Origin of the sequence: Pseudoalteromonas sp. MMG007, from assembly GCF_018100985.1 — a bacterium.
Lineage (GTDB): Bacteria > Pseudomonadota > Gammaproteobacteria > Enterobacterales > Alteromonadaceae > Pseudoalteromonas.
In genome coordinates this window covers 39,973-57,237 of sequence record NZ_JAGJEI010000014.1, presented here as the reverse complement: position 1 = coordinate 57,237, position 17,265 = coordinate 39,973, and the positions used below count along the sequence as shown (strand labels likewise).

16 protein-coding genes are annotated in these 17,265 nt (G+C 41.1%); 6 read left to right on the top strand and 10 right to left on the bottom strand.

All coding sequences use genetic code 11. The features are described 5' to 3' along the window. Positions 1 to 2: 2 nt before the first annotated feature. The 3 genes from J8L71_RS15045 to J8L71_RS15035 are packed head-to-tail and all read right to left on the bottom strand — an operon-like array spanning position 3 to position 2,234. Complete coding sequence (locus J8L71_RS15045) at positions 3 to 728, bottom strand: response regulator transcription factor (protein WP_211001252.1); 726 nt, start codon at positions 726 to 728, stop codon at positions 3 to 5. A 58-nt stretch (positions 729 to 786) separates the two neighbouring features. Continuing rightward, positions 787 to 1,521, bottom strand: coding sequence for a spondin domain-containing protein (locus tag J8L71_RS15040; RefSeq protein ID WP_211001251.1), 735 nt, complete (start codon positions 1,519 to 1,521; stop codon positions 787 to 789). 11 nt (positions 1,522 to 1,532) lie between these two features. Continuing rightward, positions 1,533 to 2,234 carry a spondin domain-containing protein gene (locus J8L71_RS15035; protein WP_058547730.1) on the bottom strand — a complete coding sequence of 234 codons (702 nt, stop codon included), beginning with the start codon at positions 2,232 to 2,234 and terminating at the stop codon, positions 1,533 to 1,535. Positions 2,235 to 2,415: 181 nt separating this feature from the next. On the opposite strand from J8L71_RS15035, the gene J8L71_RS15030 reads away from it, so the two are divergent. Together J8L71_RS15030 and J8L71_RS15025 are read left to right on the top strand one after the other, a co-directional pair. Further along, positions 2,416 to 2,781, top strand: a complete 366-nt coding sequence (locus J8L71_RS15030) for a DUF4870 domain-containing protein (RefSeq protein WP_138683411.1) — start codon at positions 2,416 to 2,418, stop codon at positions 2,779 to 2,781. 65 nt (positions 2,782 to 2,846) lie between these two features. After that, a complete protein-coding gene (locus tag J8L71_RS15025) occupies positions 2,847 to 3,281 on the top strand; it encodes a YqaA family protein (RefSeq protein WP_211001250.1) in 435 nt (144 codons plus the stop codon). Between the two features lie 2 nt (positions 3,282 to 3,283). Here the strand turns inward: J8L71_RS15025 and folX are convergent, their stop codons facing one another. From folX to ycaO, 7 genes are all read right to left on the bottom strand, one after another. Further along, the gene (gene folX, locus J8L71_RS15020) at positions 3,284 to 3,640 is read right to left on the bottom strand and encodes a dihydroneopterin triphosphate 2'-epimerase (RefSeq protein ID WP_058547727.1); all 357 of its coding nucleotides are present in this window, start codon (positions 3,638 to 3,640) and stop codon (positions 3,284 to 3,286) included. 2 nt (positions 3,641 to 3,642) lie between these two features. After that, positions 3,643 to 4,197, bottom strand: a complete 555-nt coding sequence (gene folE, locus J8L71_RS15015) for a GTP cyclohydrolase I FolE (RefSeq protein ID WP_055015863.1) — start codon at positions 4,195 to 4,197, stop codon at positions 3,643 to 3,645. 24 nt (positions 4,198 to 4,221) lie between these two features. Continuing rightward, complete coding sequence (folM, locus tag J8L71_RS15010) at positions 4,222 to 4,941, bottom strand: dihydromonapterin reductase (RefSeq protein ID WP_211001249.1); 720 nt, start codon at positions 4,939 to 4,941, stop codon at positions 4,222 to 4,224. A 133-nt stretch (positions 4,942 to 5,074) separates the two neighbouring features. Next, a complete protein-coding gene (gene nadE / locus J8L71_RS15005) occupies positions 5,075 to 5,911 on the bottom strand; it encodes an ammonia-dependent NAD(+) synthetase (protein WP_211001248.1) in 837 nt (278 codons plus the stop codon). A gap of 70 nt (positions 5,912 to 5,981) precedes the next feature. Then, the gene (locus J8L71_RS15000; RefSeq protein WP_211001247.1) at positions 5,982 to 6,611 is read right to left on the bottom strand and encodes a DUF480 domain-containing protein; all 630 of its coding nucleotides are present in this window, start codon (positions 6,609 to 6,611) and stop codon (positions 5,982 to 5,984) included. Between the two features lie 43 nt (positions 6,612 to 6,654). Then, positions 6,655 to 10,014, bottom strand: coding sequence for an ATP-binding protein (locus J8L71_RS14995; RefSeq protein ID WP_211001246.1), 3,360 nt, complete (start codon positions 10,012 to 10,014; stop codon positions 6,655 to 6,657). Between the two features lie 134 nt (positions 10,015 to 10,148). After that, positions 10,149 to 11,909, bottom strand: coding sequence for a 30S ribosomal protein S12 methylthiotransferase accessory factor YcaO (gene ycaO / locus J8L71_RS14990; protein ID WP_211001245.1), 1,761 nt, complete (start codon positions 11,907 to 11,909; stop codon positions 10,149 to 10,151). Between the two features lie 156 nt (positions 11,910 to 12,065). Between ycaO and J8L71_RS14985 the strand changes: the two genes are divergently transcribed. The 4 genes from J8L71_RS14985 (at position 12,066) to J8L71_RS14970 (ending at position 17,203) form a co-directional block, all read left to right on the top strand. Continuing rightward, entirely contained in the window at positions 12,066 to 14,351 is a 2,286-nt protein-coding gene (locus tag J8L71_RS14985; RefSeq protein ID WP_211001244.1) for a penicillin acylase family protein, read from the top strand. A 67-nt stretch (positions 14,352 to 14,418) separates the two neighbouring features. After that, a complete protein-coding gene (locus tag J8L71_RS14980; RefSeq protein ID WP_211001243.1) occupies positions 14,419 to 15,267 on the top strand; it encodes an MBL fold metallo-hydrolase in 849 nt (282 codons plus the stop codon). Positions 15,268 to 15,353: 86 nt separating this feature from the next. Then, positions 15,354 to 16,886: a carbon-nitrogen hydrolase family protein gene (locus J8L71_RS14975; RefSeq protein WP_211001242.1), complete on the top strand. Its 1,533-nt coding sequence runs from the start codon at positions 15,354 to 15,356 to the stop codon at positions 16,884 to 16,886. Continuing rightward, positions 16,886 to 17,203 carry a multidrug efflux SMR transporter gene (locus J8L71_RS14970; protein ID WP_211001241.1) on the top strand — a complete coding sequence of 106 codons (318 nt, stop codon included), beginning with the start codon at positions 16,886 to 16,888 and terminating at the stop codon, positions 17,201 to 17,203. The genes J8L71_RS14975 and J8L71_RS14970 overlap by 1 nt, the downstream gene beginning before the upstream one ends. The last annotated feature ends 62 nt before the right edge of the window (positions 17,204 to 17,265 follow it).

Genomic DNA, 17,265 nt, shown 5'->3' with positions numbered 1-17,265 from the left:
TCTTAAGTGAGTTGGCTTGGGTTGAGTTTGTAGCCAACCCCCCAAACAGTTTCGATAATGGGTGCTTGGTGATGCTGCTCAAGCTTTGCGCGTAGCCTATTTATATGTGAGTTAACGGTGTGCTCGTATCCGCTGTGTTGATACCCCCACACTTTATCGAGCAGTTGCTGACGGCTAAAAACATGGTTTGGATGGCGAGCAAAATACACAAGTAAATCAAATTCAGTGGCAGTTAGGTTAAGAGCTTGTTCGTCCAAATAAACTTGGTGTGAGCTAAATTCAATATTCAGCGATCCTACGTTTAGTGTTTGCTCATTGTGTGTGGGGTCATTATCGTTATTTTGAATGGCAAGTAGTTGTGCTCTGTGGCGTAGTTGGGTTTTTACTCTGGCTTGTAATTCGCGTGCAAAAAAGGGTTTACAAATATAATCATCAGCGCCCATTTCAAGACCAATTACACGGTCCATATCGCTGCTAAGGGCTGTCAGTAAAATAACTGAAATAGTGGGGTAATGTTCTTTTATTTTACGGCATAGGCTTAACCCGTCCATTTGTGGTAGGTTGATATCAAGTAAAATAAGCCCGTAAGGTTGTTTTGCTATTTTTTTTAGTGCGAGTTCAGCGCTTACAACATGATCTACGTGCAAATTTAATGAAGCAAGCTGTGTTGTGATTAATTGCCCTATTTCTCTGTCGTCTTCTACTACCAATAATTTTTCGTGTCGCATGATCAACCTCGTAAAAAGGGGACGTCCATGTCACCTCACTTCCCCATTACAAGCTGTTTTACTGTGTACGAGTGATCACGATTTTTGATACTGGGTTATCAAACTTCAGTTCAGCACCAAGTGCTGAGGTTGATAAGCCATCTTGATTAGACACAATACCTGGATGCATTGTGATCATATCGGCAATATCGTCGCGTATTTCGTTAAATCCTTCGCCGCCAGCGGCGGGACCAGGCACAGTGTCAGCCGTTTCTGTATTTGCTTCCGTACCTGCATCGTAAGCAGCGGTTGTTCTTGATATTGAACTGCCTACTTCCAATGCTGATACATCTACAGAACTAAGACCGGTAAAAGCGTCATTTGTATTCCCAAGCATTGCAGCAAAAGATAAATTAAGAACATCTTGTGCATCTACAGAGATAGTTACAGAGGTTGTTTCTCCAGGACCAATGGCGCCTTCAGCTGATACTGCAGCAAGTGCATTTTCGTCGCTAAGGTATTCTTCATTAGCGCCGCTTTCTGCAATCATTTCTAAACCGACAGAAGCCGATTCACCAAATTGCCATGGCGCGGTATCATCAAACGCAATAACAGATAATGGCGATAGGGGCTGACCGGCTGTTAGGTTACTAAAGGTAATAGTAAACTCATAAACTACTGGTTCTGGCTCAACAACAACGACAGGTTCTTGATCTTCAATAGGGTCGTTATTATCGTTATCGCCACACGCAGCTAATGAGCCGGCTAACATTAAAACAAGCGCACTTTTTTTGAAATTAGAAAGAGATGACATAATTAACTCTCCTATTTAACCGTCACAGTTAATTTTGCAACTGGGTTTAACCATCTGTGTACAGTGTTACTTAAATCACTATTACCACCTTCTAGGTCGTCATCGCCTAAACTACCAGGGTGAATGTGCACCATCGTATTTGTATCGCCCATTGTTACACCTGTACCCGCAGTACCTGCATCAGCACCTGGTGCTGCTGGAATACCTAAAACACCCGGTGCGCCAGAGCCTTCTACAACAAGCTCATTATTTGCTTCTGTACCTGCATCATAGCCATTTAGGTAAACAGTATAAGTACCCGCTTCAGTAGGAACTTTCCAGCTATCAAGACCTACGAAGCCATCGTTCGTTGGAAGTAGCATAGCGGTTACAGATAGGTATTCGTTGCCATCGGTCGTTGTTAGTTCTGCTGTTGCTGACGCCGCAGGGGCTAATAAGCCAGCTGCTGGGTTTTCTGCAATATCGCTACTTGATGCTGATGCCTGAGTAACAAGTGCTGAAATATCGCCGCCTTCAGCCATTGCTTGCAATGCAGAAGAGGCTTCGGTCGCTACTTCGAATAATTTGTCTTCGCTGTCGTGCGCTGTAATTAGTACCGGCGTAAAGTAAAGGCCTTTTGTAAGGTTTGTAATTTTAACGTCTAGCTCTGCTGCCATAGTTGATTGGCTAGCTACTGCTAGAAGAGTTGCAATTGTAAATGCTGAAGCTTTCATTGTTATTTCCTGTAAGTGATGATTCAGGTTAAGTATTAAATAACCACCTCAAGAAACTCTCACGAAGTTATCACTTTTTTATCACAGCATTTTGCGTTGTGATATTTAGCCTTATATAGGCTAATTTGTAGACACATAGCGAATAAAAAGGCAGTATAGATAAAATAAAAAGGAGAGCGTAATGCAAGAAAATCAACAGGTTGAACCAATCAATAAAGATGATAGAACATGGGCTATGCTCTGTCATTTAAGTGCCGTAGCTGGGTTTGTGATCCCGTTCGGCTCTATACTGGGGCCATTAGTAATATGGCTTATTAAAAAAGATGAAATGCCAATTGTAGATATACACGGTAAAAAATCACTTAACTTTCAAATTACTATGGCCATTGCTTACTTTGTATGTTTTTTACTAGTATTTGCCGTAATAGGCTTGGTTTTGTTACCTTTAGTGGCTATTTTTTCTTTTATTATGGTTGTTTTGGCAAGTATTAAAGCCAATGAAGGTAGGGAGTTTAACTACCCGTTTAGCTTAAATTTGATAAAATAAATCTTTAGTTATTATTCTGCAAGCCCAGCTATAAGCTGGGTTTTTAGGTTTAGCCTAAGGGCATTATGCTATATTTAACTTTATTTATTAGTGCATTTATATCGGCCACTTTATTACCAAGCTCCTCTGAAGTTGTTTTAATAACAATGATTACTCAAGCAAAAGCAAACCTATGGTTATTATGGTTAGCAGCCACGTTTGGTAATGTATTAGGCAGTTGTGTAAATTATTGGTTGGGCACGCAAGTATTACGCTTTAAAAATAAAAAGTGGTTTCCGGTATCCGCGCAGGGGCTTGAAAATGCGCAAAATCAATTTAATAGATACGGTGTGTATAGTTTGTTGTTTGCATGGCTTCCCATAGTAGGCGACCCGCTCACCGTGATTGGTGGGATATTTAAAGTACGTTTTAGTGTGTTTTTAATATTAGTTACACTTGGCAAAGGCGCACGCTACTTAGCGGTTATTGCCCTTGCCATAGGTATAGATAAAATAATTTAATGTTATTTAACCCAATCAAGCGTAAGTGACACCGAATCGGCAAAACGCAGTGCATGTGGTTTATCTACACGTGCTTTGGCGTAATGCACGCTTGGGTGTTTATGGCAAACAGCAAGTATCTCCGCAACGAGCTTTTCAAGTAGTAAAAAGTGCCCTTGCTCTACTAAGTTGATTACCTCTTTGGTAATCACTTTATAGTTAAGTGCTTGCTCTACTTCATCCGTTTTACACGCATCGTCGGCAGGGTAGTGAATCTCAAGGTTGATGACCACGTCTTGCTTTTTTTCACGTTCATCAGGGTTAAAGCCAATAAATGTACGCAAGCGTAAGTTAGTTACGTTTATAATTGCGTTAGCCATAATTAACCCTTAATAAGCTGTAAAAACTCGTTACGCGTTTTAGAGTCTGATCTAAAGTTACCTAGCATTACAGAGGTTCGCATACTCGAATTTTGCTTTTCTACACCGCGCATCATCATACACATGTGTTTAGCTTCAACAATAACACCCACGCCTTTTGCACCTGTTACTTCTTCCACTGCTTTAGCTATTTGGTGAGTAAGCTGTTCTTGAATCTGAAAGCGACGAGCAAACATATCAACAATGCGCGCAAACTTAGATAAACCAAGTACCTTACCATCTGGAATGTAGGCAATATGGCAGCGACCAATAAATGGCAATAAATGATGTTCACACATAGAGTAAAGCTCTATATCTTGCACAAGCACCATATCATCGGCGTCAGAGGTAAATACCGCATTGTTAGTAATTTCATCAAGCGTTTGACGATAGCCTTTAGTTAAATACTCCATCGCTTTAGCTGCGCGCTTTGGTGTGTCTAGTAAACCTTCACGGTTAGCATCTTCGCCTACAGCAGTAATAATATTTTGGTAACTTTGTTTTAGTTCGTCGTGCATAAGTTTCTCAGTTTAATGTGTGTTTTACTTTAAATGGCGTCCGCCATCTACAGGTAAAGCGCGGCCTGTTATGTAGTGGCTTTGCAGTAATAAATCAATACTGTTAATAATTTCTTGGCAGCCGGGCTCAATACCCATTAATGACTTTTTAAGCGTTTTTATGCGATACGCTTCATCGTCATGCTCATTAAAAATAATGAGCGATGGTGCAACTGCGTTCACTTTTATTTTAGGCGCATATTTAGCACTAAACGATTTTGTTAAGTTATCTAAAGCCGCTTTACTTGCGGCGTAAGCTAAATGTTTAGGGCTGCCAGTTTCTACAACGTAGTCAGTAAGGTGAATAATATCTGCAGGTACGTTACTACTTGCTTGATAGCTAAGTAGTAAATCAGCGCACATTAAATTAATTAAATAAGGCGTTTTAGCATGAATACGCATCATGCTATCAAACAGCGCGGCAAAGTCTGGGTTGTTAGCTTCGCAGTCCCAGCTTGAAGCGTTATGAATAATAGCGCGCAAGCTACTGGTGTGCGTCTTAAGTGTATTTATAAATGCGCTAATGCCTGCATCGCTATTAAAGTCAGCAAAAATACACACAGCTCCTTGTTGCTCTAATAAATCAACAGCCTTGTGACGAGTGCGATAAGTAATAATAACGCTTTGCCCTTGGGCTAAATAGTGCTTGGCAAGTGCGAGGCCAATGCGCTGGCCTGCGCCGGTAATTAAAATAGGCGATGTCATATAATGCAGTATTCTCTATGGCGGGCAGTTAAAAATATTGAATGCGTTTACTGGGAACAATATACGCAATACAGTTATAGCGCGATCAAAAAGCAACTAATGCATAGTTGCACTAGTTGCTTTTAACCGTTGTTTACAAATCGTCGTAAATAGTAGGGATGGCTTGGCGCTTATGTTGTGTGCGCAAGTATATATCTACAAGCTTTTGTTCAACGTCTGCCGCGACTTCTTTACCTTCTAAAAAGTCATCTATTTGTTCATAGCTCAACCCTAGCGCTTCCTCGTCAGTAAGGCCTGGTCTGTCGCTTTCTAAATCGGCGGTAGGCGCTTTAGTAACGAGTAAATCAGGCGCACCCAATGCTGTTGCAAGAGCACGTACTTGGCGTTTTGATAAACCAAATAATGGTGCTAAATCGCAGGCACCATCACCAAATTTGGTGTAAAAGCCAGTTATGTTTTCAGCACTATGATCGGTACCCACTACTAAGCCTTGGCAAAAACCAGCAATTTCGTATTGAGCAACCATGCGCTGGCGTGCTTTTACATTACCTTTAATGAAGTCGATTTTTGCTTGTTCAGGTAAGTTTTCGCCGCTACCTACAACAGCTGCGATTGCTTGGTCGTGCAGTGCATCAGCTGCTGGCTGTACATTTACTGTCATACGCTTGCTTGGCTTAATAAAATCGACTGCCATTTGCGCTTCGTCTTCATCGGCTTGTATACCATAAGGTAAGCGCACCGCAATAAATTGATACTTGTCGGTACTTTGCTCGGCATTTAATTCATCTACCGCTAATTGGCACAAGCGACCGCAGGTTGATGAGTCAACACCACCGCTTATACCTAGTACTAGCGATACACTATGAGCGGCCACTAAACGTGCTTTAATAAAGTTAACTCGGCGGGTTATCTCAGCGTTTACATCAATACTTGGCTGAACTTTCATTTCAGCCATAATTTCGGCGCGCATGGCCAGCTCCTCGTTGGTAAATAATTTTGTTTTTAAGCTTAATTATATTATGTGATTTAGTTAGGCGTAATTAAAGCCCTAAATGTGCTTTAATCTGACGAAGTTCTGCTTTTAACTCATCTATTTCAGTTAGCAGTTCATTTAATTCATCGCTTCTAACGGATTCGCTTGGTAGCCGAGTAGGTGTTACAGCTTGCGTTATTTTCTGATCGCCAAATAAGTGAATATAGCGACTTTCTCGCTTTCCTGCTTCTCGTTCTAACTTGCTGACGTAATCATCTTGGGCTAATAATTTAAGTGCATTTTCAACTTCACTCACATTATTAAATTCAGCTAGGCGTGTGCAGCGCGTTCTTAACTCGCCAGGGGTTTGTGCCCCCCTTAGTAGCAATAAGCACACTATGGCACGTTGTTGCTCGGTGAATTGTAAGTTACTAAATTCGGTATTACAAAAGCGATGCTCATATTTGTTTACTCGCCCTGAAAGGCCTTCATCAACCGTAACTAAACGCATTTCAATTAATTCATCAAGGGCATCTTGTACGTCGGTTTCGCTGAGAGATAAAACGGGATCTCGGTTAGATTTTTGGTTACACGCGTTGGTAAGCCCATTTAAAGACAGCGGGTAATGCTCAGGTGTGGTGCTTTGTTTTTCTAATAAGCAACCAAGAATACGTTGTTGATTTGCTGATAACTGCATAAATAATCTCAAATTAGTAAGCTTATTTAATTAGCTTACACCTTTATTGAGTGCCAAGCCATTGTTGAAGTTTTGGTTGTAATGCAGCGAGATCAAGTGGCTTACTTAAATAGTCGTCCATGCCTGCTTCTAGGCATTTTTCTTTGTCGCCCTGCATTGCATTAGCCGTTAAAGCGATAATCGTAATATCTTGATTATGCTTACCTGCATCACCTTCTCGAATAGCTCTTGTTGCTTGATAGCCGTCCATTTCAGGCATTTGGCAATCCATTAAAATAAGCGTGTATGGGTTACCTTGTTTTGCATTAAGTTTAACTATTGCATCAAGACCGTTTTCTGCAATATCAAAAGTAACACCTGCCTGTTTTAACAGTGCAGTGGCAACTACTTGATTGATTTTGTTGTCTTCTACAAGCAGTAATTGAGGCTCTGTTGAGCTGGTTATAGGTGCTTTTGTTAACTTGTTCTGTAGCTGTGCTTGACGCTGTTGCTGCTCTATAAATTTATCGTTGGTAAGAGAGTCAAATAAATCAGATGGCGTTAATGGTTTAAAAATCATGCAGTCAACGTTCATACCTAATTTTGAGCTTTCTTGGGAGTAGCTCATAGGTGCCATGATCACCAATTTACAGTTATGCAGATTTATAAAGTTTTTTAAGGACGTAATATGAGATTGCTGAGCTTTTTCAAAAAAGTAGTAATCAACTAAAACCGCACTGAGCTTAACGTCTGGATTATTAAAGTGCTCTGTTACTTGGCTGTAGTCGTTAATGCACTTTACTTTTGCACCCCAAACATTAAGTTGTTTATGGGCTGTATTAGCATTTAACGTGCACTCATCAATAATTAAAATATGCTTGTTTTTAATTAAGTGACTCGGTAAATCTTGCTCTTTACTCAGGCGAGGTTGTATTTGTATGGTGAACGAAAATGTACTGCCTTCGTCAACCATACTTGTCACGCTTACTTCACCATTCATGAGTTCACAAAGCTGTTTAACAATAGCCAGCCCAAGTCCGGTACCGCCAAACTGACGAGTAGTTGAAGCATCAGCTTGTGTAAATGAGTCAAATAACGAATTTTGTTTTTCAGGCTTTATGCCAATGCCTGTATCAATTACGGAGCACTGCAAAAACGAAGCATCTGTGGTTTCCTCAATGCGCGCAGTTACAATTATTTCGCCATTTAAAGTAAATTTAACGGCATTGCCGATTAGGTTATTTAATATTTGGCGTAACCTATTTGGGTCACTAATTATTTCACTTACCGTGATTTGAGTTGCGTCTAAAATAAGCTTGGTTTTATTTTGTTCTACCTTTAAAGCAAACGATTCAACAACTTCGCCTAGTAGTCTGGGGAGGTTAAATTGTACATTTTCAATATCCAATTTACCGGCTTCAATTTTAGAAAAGTCTAAAATATCATTAATTATATTTAAAAGTGATTGAGCCGATGATTGCGCCAGTTCTATGTGGTGCTCTTGTTGCTGATTAAGATGGGTCTGCTTTATAATATTTAGCATACCGAGTACACCATTCATAGGGGTACGGATTTCGTGACTCATACTCGCTAAAAATTCACTTTTAGCTTCTACTGCTTGTACTGCAGCATCTTTAGCTGTAACGAGTTGCTCTTCTGTTTCAATGCGTTTTTGACTTGAATGTAGGCTACCAATAAGTGCCGCAACAGCTATTAAAAAGCTCTCTTCATTACGAGACCATAGTTTAGTGCTTTGGCATTGCTCGGCGCATACAACACCAAGTGCGCCTGAGCCTCCAGGAATAACTACGCATAACATGGATTGAATCTGCAATGGGTCTAAGTAATGTGCTCTCAAAGGTTTTAGAATAGGGTGGTTAAGTGCATCGGGTGCACTAAAAACCGCTTGATGGTCTATTGCATTAAAAAGATCTTTAGTGTTTTTTCTTAGCCAAATAGGGTCGCTGTTATCACTCGAGGGCAGAGTGCTGTGTATCGCAAAAGGGCTTAATTGACTTTTATCATCATTAAAAAACCAAATGCTGGCACGTGTTACATCAAATGCTTGGCAAATTGCCTGAGTGATTACGTCTTTTGCTTGGCTTAACTGCCCACTCAATATGAGCTTGTTAACCGTTAAAGAAGCTAAAATTTCATTATGAAGTGCAATTTGGTTATTTTCGATTTCAACCTTTTTACGCGTATCTATATTTTGTATTGAGCCAAAAATACGGATACTTCGACCATTTTTTTGCTCTACCTCTCCATGGGCTAAGACCCATATTGGTTTGCCTTGAGCGTTAATTACTTCCAGTTCAACTTCATAGCTTTGCCCTTGTTTTATTGCACGTTCAATTAGCATCGCTACTTTTTCGCGGCTTTTGCCTGCTTTAAAGTAACTTAAATCACTAGGCCATTCAGGTTGCGTATCGAGTGGGTATTTAAATATTTTTTTGGTCATATCTGACCAATAAACTTGCTTGGTATCTAAATTAAATGACCATGCCCCTATTTGAGCAAGATCGCTCATAGCCTCAAGCATTTTTTCGTTTTGTTGCTGACGGTTAAGCATTTTTAAAAAGAAGAAAAATGCCCATGTTAGTAATCCACATATGATTATGATGGCGAGGCGAAGTGGCAATATAGCTGAGCTTGGTGGGCTCCAACCTCGTTTTGGGGCAACATAAAGTTGCCAAGTTCCGCCTTGAAAATTTAAAGTAAACTCAAGCGGTTCTTGTTGTGTAATATCTTGGTCACCGTAAAAAAATTCACCTTTTTTACCAAGGCCGTGTCGCCCCTGTAAGGCAACGTTATATTCTTTTTCAAGCTCATAGGTACCCGAGTTTTCATACACTTTATCAATATCTAAAACAACAGAAAGCAATCCCCAAAAACGATGTTCAGGTGGTATATATACAGGGACGCGTGCGATAAGTGCAATATCGCCTTGTATTAACTTAAGTGGGCCTGCCATGACAATTGTATTGGTGTCGCGTGCCCTAATTGCATCGGCACGTTGGTTTTTTGCTTCTAAAAAATTTAGGCCGAGTGCTTTTTCGTTACCTTTTAAAGGGTACGTCATTTGAATAATCATATTGGGAGCCCCACCGATATTACGAAGCTCCTTAGAGGTTTTAAATAATGGCCCAGCAATTTGTTCAAATCGTGTTTGTTGTAACTCAGGCTCTGCTGCAACAGCAACACCTAAACCTCGTACTAGCTGAATATTAGAAACCAAAATAGATTCAAGCTGTGCACGGTAGGTGCTTACTTCAGAGAGGATTTGTAGTCGATGCGCATCTTTCACGCGATTGTAATTAATACGATCAAGCACAATGCTTACTAATACTGTAAGAGTAAGTGATAACCAAAAGGTGCGCTTAAAGTTGTGAACTTTATTTTTATTGTTTTTTGGTGGTGACATTAATTACATCGTGCTTTTATTTTAGGCAATTTAACTATAGCTAATTTATTGCATAAATAAAAATGGCGCTAATACATTAGCGCCATTTTATTTTTATAATTAGTAGTTTAGCTTTATTAGCTCAACTATTAGTATTAACTATCGGCAACGTCTCGTGCCCAGTGGTTTTGCTTAGCTACATGTAGCTTGCGGTAACCATCAAGTAGCGCCGCATGCTTTTTAAAGCCGTTAAGCGATAAACCAGGGAAAGTTAAACCGTTAAATAATTTACGACCTTCTGCAATCTCAATGGCAAGTGTTACGTTGTCGCTGCCAAACATTAAACCAAGTGCATCTTGGTAGTCGGCGTATTCACGCTCGTCGTCGTATTTAATTTCAAGGATGGCTTTTAAGCAGCGGAAGTGGCGCATGGCCTCTTCGTTTACTTGGCCTGTGTGCAGTATCCAATCCACCCAATCGATTGCTTCTTCGCTGCCTGCGGCTAAACATAGGTGCGCTTTAAGCTCACCAATACGTAGCGTATGCCAAGGTGTATCGGCATCGGTTGCAAGGCCAATAAACTCTGCTGCGCGAATAATATCGCTGTGGCCTGCTTCTTCTAGGCTGTCGTAAATGTCCATCCATTGCTCAGTATCGTACTGATCAAGCGATAGGAATGCTTCACGGAATTTAGCGCCTTCGTTGTTGTTACGCCAAATAAGCTCATCTACTGGGTAAATATCTGACATGCCCGGTACTAAAATTCGACATGCATACACGTTAAGGTGCGTGTAATCCATGATATAGATATCGTGGTTCATGCTGTGTATTAGGTCAGTACAGAAGTTATATTCTTCTTCAGTTGTACCGCTAAAGTCCCAGTGTACAAAGTCAAAATCAGGCTTTGCACGGAAAAAGTCATGCGAAATTAAACCGCTAGAATCAATAAAGTGCAGCTCAATGTTCTCAGGTGTTGCGACTTCGTCGTTGTCAAACGTGGCAGGTTGAAAAACATCAAGCTGATCTAGGCGGCGACCTTGTAGTAATTCAGTAACGGTACGTTCTAGGGCTACTTCAAATGAAGGGTGAGCACCAAACGAAGCAAACACTGAACCATCAACAGGATTAATCAGCGTTACACTCATTACTGGGTATTTACCGCCTAATGATGCATCGGCGATACGTAAATGAAAACCATGGCTACGCAGTTCTTCACATGCTTCGTGAATTTGTGGATATTGCTTAACAACGTCTTCTGGCACGATTGGTAAACAAAGCCCTTCAGCGATGATGCGGTTTTTTATAGAGCGTTCAAATACTTCTGATAAACCTTGTACGCGCGCTTCAAACTTGGTGTTACCTGCGCTCATGCCGTTAGAGACAAAAATATTACCAATTACATTTACTGGAATGTATACGTCTTGGTTATCGCGCTGACGTGTGTATGGCAGTGTACAAATACCGCGCTCGTTATTACCCGAGTTAAAATCAAAAAGGTGTGATGCGTTAAGTTCGCGCTCTGGGTCAAAGTAATCCCAAAGGCTTTCATCCATAACGCCCTCTGGCACTTCATTTCCTTCAACTTTAAACCATTTCTCATTTGGATAATGAGTAAATTCGCCATTGGCAAATTCTTCACCTAGGTAAAAGTCGGCAAAAAAGTAGTTACAGCTTAAACGCTCAAAGTATTCACCTAGCGCAGAAGCGATAGATGCTTTATCGGTTGCGCCTTTGCCATTGGTAAACATTACACCGCAGTCGCTGTCTTTTATATGCACTGAATAACAGTTAGCTACAGGGTTAAGCCAAAGCGCTTCTTCAACATTGATGTTTAGTGCTTTTAGCTTGTTTTGCATGGTAGAGATTGACGATTCTAGGTCGCGGTCTTTACCTTTGATAAATGTTTTTTCAGTCATATAAGTCTCAACTAGATCTGCACAAAATGTGGAATGCCTATTATCGTGGATTTTGATGTTTATTTCACCCTTTGCGAGCAAGAACATTATTATTTAATAAAACTCTGTTTATTATAGGCTCTTACTGCGCAGTATAAATTTTTATAGGGAAGGCTGATGTTTAAAGTAATCAAACGGTTATTGTTATTAATTGTGATTTTAGCGCTTGCAAGCACGGCGGTAATATATGGTGTGCTGACTTTAAGCCTGCCAACACTTGATGGCAAAGGTCAAAGTAATCATGTGAGCGATAACGTTAAAATATCGCGTGACTCACTAGGTCAAGCTGTCATTAATGCCAATAATAGAAACGATGCCGCTTATGGATTAGGTTATGCGCACGGACAAGACCGATTTTTTCAAATGGATTTATTAAGGCGCAACGCCGCAGGTGAGCTAAGTGAGCTATTTGGCAAAGCGGCCATTGGGCTTGATAAAAAAATGCGCTTTCATCAATTACGCAAACGCAGCCGCGCTATTTTACAAACCCTACCAGAGGCCGATAAACAATTATTAAAAAGCTACGCACAAGGCGTTAACGAAGGATTAGCCCAAGTTGGTTATCCAAGCTTTGAATACTTACTTACAGGCGCGATGCAAAAACCATGGCAAAGTGAAGACAGCCTGCTTGTGATATTTAGCATGTATCTTGATTTACAAAGTGCAACGTTTGAGCGTGACCAAGCGCTAATACAGATTGAGCAAGCATACGGGCAACACATGGTTGATTTTTTAACACAACCTAGCCAATACCAAGCAGCGCTTGATGGCAGTAAACTTACGCCTTTTACAGGCGATATACCTACACTTCCAGCGCAAGCACAGCACACGGTTAAAAATATTCAGGCAAACCAAGAACGCGGTAGTAATAACTGGGCAGTAACCGGTGCGCATACCCAAACGGGAGCAGCCATGCTCTCTGACGATATGCATTTATCGATGGCGGTGCCGGTTATTTGGTACAGAGCGCAGCTTAATTACACGCAAAATGGCGAGCAAACTCAGGTAACTGGCGTATCGCTACCTGGCGCACCCGCTATTGTGGTGGGTACCAATAATAAAATTGCCTGGGGCTTTACTAATGGCTACATAGATACCGCTGATTGGATGGCGCTAAATGATGACAGTAAAACATGGCAAGTAAATGAGCCAATAGCGCTGCCAAATAATGAGGTAGAAAACTACCCATTAACGTTAAGCAAATATGGCCCAGTAAAATATATTAATAAAAAGCCTTATGCACTTAGCTGGGCTGCGCATAAGCCTTACGCGGTTAATATGGAATTAGTAAAACTTGAACAAGCAAATACGGTTGATGATGCATTAGCGATAGCGACTAATGTAGGCATTCCGGTGCAAAACTTGATGGTGGTTGATAGTAAAGGTAGTGCCGCGTGGCAACATATGGGCGGTATACCTGCACGTAAAACGCCAAGCGAGTTAAGTGTAAACGCAAACGAATATTCTGCACTTTTTGAGAAAAATGAAAATGAGCGCCCATTTGTTAAAAACCCGCAAAGCGGGCGGTTATGGACGGGTAACTCACGTGTTGTATCGGCAACTGATAACGCACGTTTTGGTAATGGGGGTTATGCATTAGGCGCTCGTTCAAGCCAAATACGCGATAGATTATTTGAAAAACAAACCTTTGCCGAGAGCGACTTTTACGCGCTACAGCTTGATAACCAAGCCCGTTTTTTAATGCCTTGGCATACATTACTACTTAATCAGCTTAAAAAAGATAAAAGCAAAAACAAGCAATACATTAGCGAGCTTGAAAACTGGCAGCAGTGCGCATGTGCAAGCTCTGTAGGCTATACCTTAGTTAAGCGCTATAGAAGTGCATTAATAAATACTGTTTTTGCAAGCATGGAGAATAAGCTCAATGAGCAAAGCGGTACACTTAAATACGTAAAACGCGATCTTGAGCCGGCAATATGGCAGCTTATTAATACACGGCCCGATTCGTGGGTAAACCCTGAGTATAAAAATTGGGATGAGCAGTTATTAGGTGCATTTAACCAAACAGTGACTGCGCTTAGGGCAGAGTATGGAGATAACTTACAAAACTGGCAGTGGGGCAAAGTAAATGCGCTTAACATTGAGCACCCGTTTGCTAAACAAATACCACTACTGGCTAAGTTTTTAAATATGCCAATAGCGCCTGGGTTCGGCGATAGCTACATGCCTGCAGTGCAAGGTAAAAGTTTTGGTGCGTCGCAGCGCTTTATTGCCCAGCCTGGGCATTTAGAAAATGCCATTATGGCAGTGCCAGGTGGGCAATCGGGGCATCCGCTATCTGAGTTTTATCGTGCAGGCTTTAGTGATTATGTAGAGGGTAAACAAACGCCTTTATTGCCACAAGAATTAGTGCATCAAATAGTAATTGAACCGGTGAAATGAACTAAATGAGCGCTAAGCACGTTCTATATTGGCTGTGATAATTAAAAATATAAACAGGAAAACAACAATGAAAAAAATACTACCCGTATTAATTACAGGCTTATTATTCAGTAGTACTGCGCATGCAGATGAAAGCCCAGTTACCGCTGAAAAGTTAAGTGACCACGTATACGTATTATTTGGTCAAGGCGGTAACATTGCAGCAAGTGTAGGGGATGATGGTATTTATATTATTGACGACCAATTTGCCAAGTTATCAGATGACATTAAAAAAACCATTAGTGATTTAAAACCCGGTAGCGCGGAGTTTGTAATTAATACGCATCATCATGGCGACCACACTGGCGGTAACGAAAACTTTGCCAAAGCCGGCGCGCATGTCATTGCGCATGACAACGTTCATAAGCGATTAGAAGAAAAGCATGGTGCAAACTCAGATTACCTGCCACGCATTAGTTTTGGCCACGATTTAAAACTGCATTTTAATAACGAACACGCACATGTAGTGCATTATGCGCATGCACATACCGATGGTGACTCGGTTATATTTTTTAATAACGATAACATAGTGCACATGGGCGACATTTATTTTAACTTTGGTAGCTTACCGTTTGTTGATGTAGATAGCGGCGGCAGTGTCGACGGTATACTCGCGGCCGTAGATGATGTTATTAAACAAATAGACGAGCGCACCATAGTGATACCCGGGCATGGGCCGGTAAGTGACCGTTCAGGGCTGGAAACGTATGCTAAACTAGTTCAAAAGGCTAAAGACTTAATGCTAAGTTCAATGCAAAACAATGCAAGCCTAGAGCAAGTACTAAAAGCCGATCCGCTGGCTACGCTTAATCTTAAGTACGCAGGCTGGCTGCCAAAGGAGAAAGTGACTACACTTTTTTATCGCAGTTTAAAGTAGTTCGCGTAACGTAAAAAACATGATACAAAGCTGAATGTATTTTCGTACATTCGGCTTTTATTTTCTTATGCCCAAAGGAGTTGTGTATGTCGGCAGAAAAAACCCACCTAGAAATTTGTAACTTAACAAAAGAGCAGTATCCACAAATTAAAACGTTGATGGATCAGGCTTACCCCGACTTAGGTGGCGCATGGCCAAGTCATACCATTTTTAGACTCATTGATCAGTTTCCCGAAGGGCAAATAGGTATAGTCGATGACGGCGTGCTGGTGGGCTTAGCACTGAGTGTGCAAGTAGACTACACACGCTTTTCAAACCCGCATACCTACGAAGACATAGCCGACGGGCATGATCGCGTATTTAGCGATGCTGCAGGCGATGCCTTATACGGTTTAGATGTTGCCATTAGCGATACTCACCGAGGCATGCGTTTAGGGCGTCGTCTTTATGATGCCCGTAAAGAATTGTGCCGCCAATATAACTTGCGCGCTATTTTAGCGGGTGGTCGTATTCCATGTTATTTCAATCACAGCAGCGAAATGACACCAATGGAATACATTGAAAAGGTAGACCAAAAAGAGCTTTACGACCCAATTTTAAGCTTTCAGCTTTCTAACGACTTTCAGGTAAAAAGGTTACTTAAAAAATATTTGCCAGAGGATCAAGAATCGGTAGGTTACGCCACGTTACTTGAGTGGAATAATATTATGTACGAGCCAACCGACACCGTGCTTGAATCGACTAAGTCGATAGTGCGTGTAGGAGCAGTACAATGGCAAATGCGCTGTGTTGAGTCGGTCGAAGAGCTACTTAAGCAAGTTGAATACTTTGTGGATACGGTATCTGACTACCAGAGTGATTTTATATTATTCCCAGAGTTTTTTAATGCGCCATTAATGGGACTCACAGAGCAAAGCAATCAAACCGAAGCTATTCGTTATTTAGCGGAATATACCGAAACATTTAAAAATGCTATGTCGCGTATGGCAATTGAGTACAACGCCAATATTATTACCGGCTCTATGCCACTTGCCGAAGACGATAAAATTTATAACGTCAGTTACTTATGCCATCGCAGCGGTAAAATAGATGAACAACGAAAAATACACATAACCCCTCACGAGCAAAATGATTGGGTTATTCAAGGCGGTGATAAAATTGCCGTGTTTGACACCGATGCTGGACGTGTAGGTATTCAAATTTGTTACGATGTAGAGTTCCCTGAACTTTCGCGAATATTAGCCAAACAGGGGCTTGATATACTCTTTGTACCGTTTTGGACCGATACTAAAAATAGTTATTTACGTGTGCGCCACTGTGCACAAGCGCGTGCAATAGAAAACGAATGTTATGTGGTTATTGCAGGCTCAGTAGGTAACTTACCCGAGGTTGAAAGCCTAGACGTACAGTACTCGCAATCAGCTGTACTAACGCCATCTGACTTTTCGTTCCCGCACGATGCAACACTCAATGAAGCCACACCTAATACCGAAATGTTATTATTTAGCGACCTTGATATGGATAAGCTAAAAATTCTTCATAGCGAAGGTACGGTGCGCAATTTAAAAGACCGCCGCGAAGACTTATACGACGTAATTTTGAAAAAGAGAGATGTTTAATGGCATGGGTTTATTTAGTCATTGCAGGTCTGCTTGAAATAGGTTGGCCAATTGGTTTAAAAATTTCACAACAACCCGACACTCGCTGGCAGGGTATTGCAATTGCTGTGGCATTTTTAACAGCCAGTGGCTTTATGTTGTGGCTTGCACAAAAGCAAATATCAATGGGCACTTCCTACGCAGTATGGACCGGTATTGGCGCCGCCGGTACGTTTTTAGTGGGTATATTGTTTTATAACGATGCAGCTACGTTTGGTCGTATTGCGGGAGTATTAATGATTATTAGTGGTGTGATAACACTTAAAATAAGCTCTTAGAATCAGTTCTTAAAGCTATAAAAATTATAACAGCGCAGGTATAAAAGCCTGCGCTTTTTTAT